The following is a 3,978-nucleotide window of genomic DNA, read 5'->3' as shown; positions in this document are numbered from 1 at the left end:
GCTGGCGTTCGTGATGGCCGGCTTGCTCGTCGTCGGCGGAGCGGTTGCGATCCGCGACACCTTCTTCCGCCCGACGACGATCACCGCCTACTTCCCGACCGCCACGGCGATCTATCCGGGCGACGACGTGCGGGTCTCCGGCATGAAGGTCGGCACCATCGCGTCCATCCAACCGCAGGGCACCCGGGCGAAGATGGTGATGCACGTCGACCACGACGTGCCCGTGCCCGCGGACGCGAAAGCCGTGATCGTCGCGCAGAACCTGGTGGCGGCGCGCTACGTCCAGCTGACCCCGGCCTACCGATCGAGCGGTCCCACCATGCGTGATGGCGCGGTGATTCCGATCGACCGGACCGCGGTACCCGTCGAGTGGGATGAGGTCAAGGACCAATTGATGCGGCTGGCAACGGAATTGGGTCCCATCGGCAAGGTCTCGACGCCGTCGGTGGCGCGGTTCATCGACAGTGCCGCCGGGGCGCTGGGCGGTGGCAACGGTGAGAAGCTGCGCCAGACGCTTGCCCAGCTGTCGGGGGTGGGGCGCATCCTGGCCGACGGCAGCGGCAACATCGTCGACGTCATCAAGAATTTGCAGACCTTCGTGGGGGTCCTGCGGGACAGCAACGTCGAACTGGTCCAATTCAACAACCGGCTGGCCACCCTCACCAGCGTGCTCGACGACAACAGGTCCGATTTGGACGCCGCGCTGACCGACCTGGCCGGCGCGGTCGGTGAGGTGCAGCGGTTCATCCAGGGCAGCCGCGATGCGACCTCCGAACAGATCACGCGGCTCGCCGACCTCACCCAGATCCTCGTCGACAACAAGATGGCCCTGAAAAACGTTCTGCACGTGACGCCCAACGCTATCGCGAACGCCTACAACGACTACGACCCGGATGTCGGCAACATCCGCGGCGGGGTCGGCGTCCAGAACCTCACCAATCCGGTGTTCTCCCTCTGCTCCCAGATCGGCGGGCTGGAGAACGCCACCGGCAACGAGACCGGCAAGCTGTGCGGTCTGTATCTGAGTCCGGCGTTGCGGGTGTTCAACCCGCTGCTGTACTTCAACTTCAACTATCTGCCCATTCCGATCAACCCGTTCCTGGCGCCCGCCTTCGACCCCCAGAACGTGGTGTACACCGAGCAACGGCTGGCCCCCGGCGGGGAGGGCCCCAAGCCGGTGGCGCCGGAGCTGCCGCCCGCGGTCTCGGCATACACCGGCCTGCCCGGTGACACGCCGCCGGCGCCGCCGCCCCCGCCGCCCCCGGGGCGTATCCCCGGAGCGGCGATGCCCGAACCCCCACCGCCGAGCACACCGGACGAACCGCCACCTGCCCCGGCGAGCGTGCCGGAGATGCTGCTCCCGGCGGAAAGTGGGCAACCATGAGCGCCCGGACCGCCCTGCCGACCATTCGACGGGTCTTCGGGATCTGCTGCTGCGTCATGCTCGCCGCGACCGGCTGCGCGTTCAACGGGCTGAACTCACTTCCGCTGCCGGGCGCGGTGGGACGCGGGCCGGGCGCCAGCGTCTACCACGTCGAGATCGCCAACGTCGGCACGCTGGAAGCGAATTCGCCGGTAATGATCGACGATGTCATCGTCGGCAGCATCAGCAGGATGACGGTCCAGGGTTGGCACGCCAACGTCGACATCTCGGTGCGGCCCGGCGTCGTGATCCCGGCCAACGTCGTGGCCAAGGTGGGACAGACCAGCTTGCTGGGATCCATGCACCTCGAACTGAATCCGCCGATCGGTCAACCGGCGGCCGGACGGCTGCAACCGGGCGCCACCATCCCGCTGAGCCGGTCGTCGACCTACCCGTCGACCGAGCAGACGCTGTCGTCGTTGTCGGTGATCCTCAACGCCGGCGGGCTGGGGCAGTTCGGCGACATCATCCACAATTTCAACGCCGCCCTGTCCGGGCACGCGGGCGACGTCCGCGATCTGCTCGTTCGCCTCGACAGGTTCGTCGGCACACTCGACCAGCAGCGCGACAACCTCGTCGCGTCGATACAAGCACTGAACCGGCTGGCCGCCACGTTCGCCGGTCAACGCGACGTGATCACCCAAGCGCTCCACAAGATCCCGCCCGCACTGGACGTTCTGATCAAGGAGCGGCCACAGTTGACGACGGCTTTGAACCGGCTCGGGACGTTCAGCAATACCGCCACCAAACTCGTCAACGACGCGGGCTCCGACTTGGTCAAGAACCTGCAGAACCTCGCGCCGACGATCAAGGCGCTCGCCGACATCGGGCCGGACCTCGACGCCGCCCTCGCGTACGCCCCGACGTTCCCGTTCACCCAGGGCTTCATCGACCGCTACGTCCGCGGCGACTACGTCAACGGGTACTTCATCATCGACCTGACGAACGCGGGCCTTCGCAAGAGCATCCTGCGGGGCACGCACTGGGAGCGGCTGGGCGCCGAAGGTGTACCGGCGCCGGGGGATCCGGAATATCTGCAGTTCCGCTACGGCGCACCGCCCGGTGCGCCCGGTTCCTACGCCATCCCGCCCGGCCCGCCACCGGAAGGAGCTGCGCCGCAGCCGGTACCGCCGGTGGTCGCGGGCCTGACGATGCTCGGCCCGGACGCCGTGGCCGCACAGTCGTCAGCGACGCCGGCGCCCGGCCCGATGCCGGGCGCGACCCCGGCCGCGGACCAGTCGACGGACGGAGGCCGGTAGATGCTGACGCGGTTCGTCCGAATCCAGTTGGGAATCTTCGCGATCGTCGGAACCATCGGCGTCCTCCTGATGGTGTTGTGGTACATCCAGGTTCCGACGCTGCTGGGCATCGGCAAGATGACGGTCACGTTGGACCTGCCCGCCACCGGAGGGCTGTATCGTTTCAGCAACGTCACTTACCGCGGGGTGCAGATCGGCAAGGTCACCGCCGTCGGGCTGACCCGCCACGGCGCGGAAGCGACGCTCTCACTTGACGAGTCGCCGAAGATCCCGGCTGATCTCAAGGCGGAGGTGCGCAGCATCTCGGCGGTCGGTGAGTACTACGTGGATCTGCGGCCGCGCACCGACTCGCCGCCCTACCTGCACAACGGCTCGGTCATCGCGGTGACCGACGCCACGATCCCGCAACCGGTCGGTCCGATGCTCGACCAGTCCAGCAAGTTGATCAACAGCATCCCGAAGGGCAAGCTGAGTACGTTGCTCGACGAGTCGTTCCAGGCATTCAACGGCGCCGGTTACGATTTCAAGTCGCTCTTTGACTCGTCGGCGCGATTCTCGGGTGACCTCAACGGCGTCGCCGACCGCGCGCGGAGCCTGACCGAAGACACCGGGCCTTTCCTCGACACGCAGGACCAGACCACCAAGTCGATCCGGCTGTGGGCGCACAGCCTCGCCGGCTTTTCCGGACAGCTGGCCCACAACGATCCACAGATCCGCACGCTGCTGAGCAGGGGGCCTGGTGCCTTCGACGAGGCTTCCCGACTGCTCGACCAGATCAAACCGACGCTTCCGGTGCTGCTCGCCAACCTCACCACTATCGGCCAGATCGGCGTGACCTATCACGCGTCGCTGGAGCAGGTGCTGGTATTGCTGCCCCCGTTCACCGCCGCGATCCAGTCGTTCCTCGGCACCAAGTCGCCCACCGGATTGGCCTCGGGCGCCTTCAATCTCATCGTCAGCGACCCGCCCGCCTGCACGGTCGGCTTTCTGCCGCCGAGCCAGTGGCGCGCTCCGGCCGACACGAAGGTCGTCGACACGCCCGAGGGCCTGTACTGCAAACTGCCGCAGGACTCGCCGATCGCGGTGCGCGGCGCCCGCAACTACCCCTGCCAGGGGCAGCCCGGCAAGCGGGCGCCGACGGTCGAAATCTGCGAGAGCGACAAGCCATTCCAACCGTTGGCGATGAGGCAGCACGTGTTCGGGACCTACCCGCTGGACCCGAACCTCATCGCGCAGGGCATTCCGCCCGACGACCGGGTCGACTGGAACCGGGAGCGGATCTTCGGCCCGGTGGAG

At 67.4% G+C, this 3,978-nt stretch carries 3 protein-coding genes; all 3 read left to right on the top strand.

Annotated features, from left to right (window positions below; translation table 11 throughout):
* Nucleotide 1: 1 nt before the first annotated feature.
* Nucleotides 2-1,384, top strand: coding sequence for an MCE family protein (locus tag AC2VOU_RS20145; protein ID WP_486958953.1), 1,383 nt, complete (start codon nucleotides 2-4; stop codon nucleotides 1,382-1,384).
* The gene (locus AC2VOU_RS20140; RefSeq protein WP_486958952.1) at nucleotides 1,381-2,682 is read left to right on the top strand and encodes an MCE family protein; all 1,302 of its coding nucleotides are present in this window, start codon (nucleotides 1,381-1,383) and stop codon (nucleotides 2,680-2,682) included. The genes AC2VOU_RS20145 and AC2VOU_RS20140 overlap by 4 nt, the downstream gene beginning before the upstream one ends.
* Nucleotides 2,683-3,978 (top strand): MCE family protein (locus tag AC2VOU_RS20135; RefSeq protein WP_486958951.1); only part of this gene is annotated, 1,296 nt, incomplete at its 3' end.

This window comes from Mycobacterium sp. TH-M25, assembly GCF_057473665.1.
Note: the sequence above shows the minus strand (reverse complement) of the source record. Positions and strands in the feature narration are given on the sequence as shown.

Excerpts from the sequence above, each read along its gene's own strand:
- AC2VOU_RS20140 (WP_486958952.1), top strand. The coding sequence starts at position 1,381 with ATGAGCGCCCGGACCGCCCTGCCGACCATTCGACGGGTCTTCGGGATC.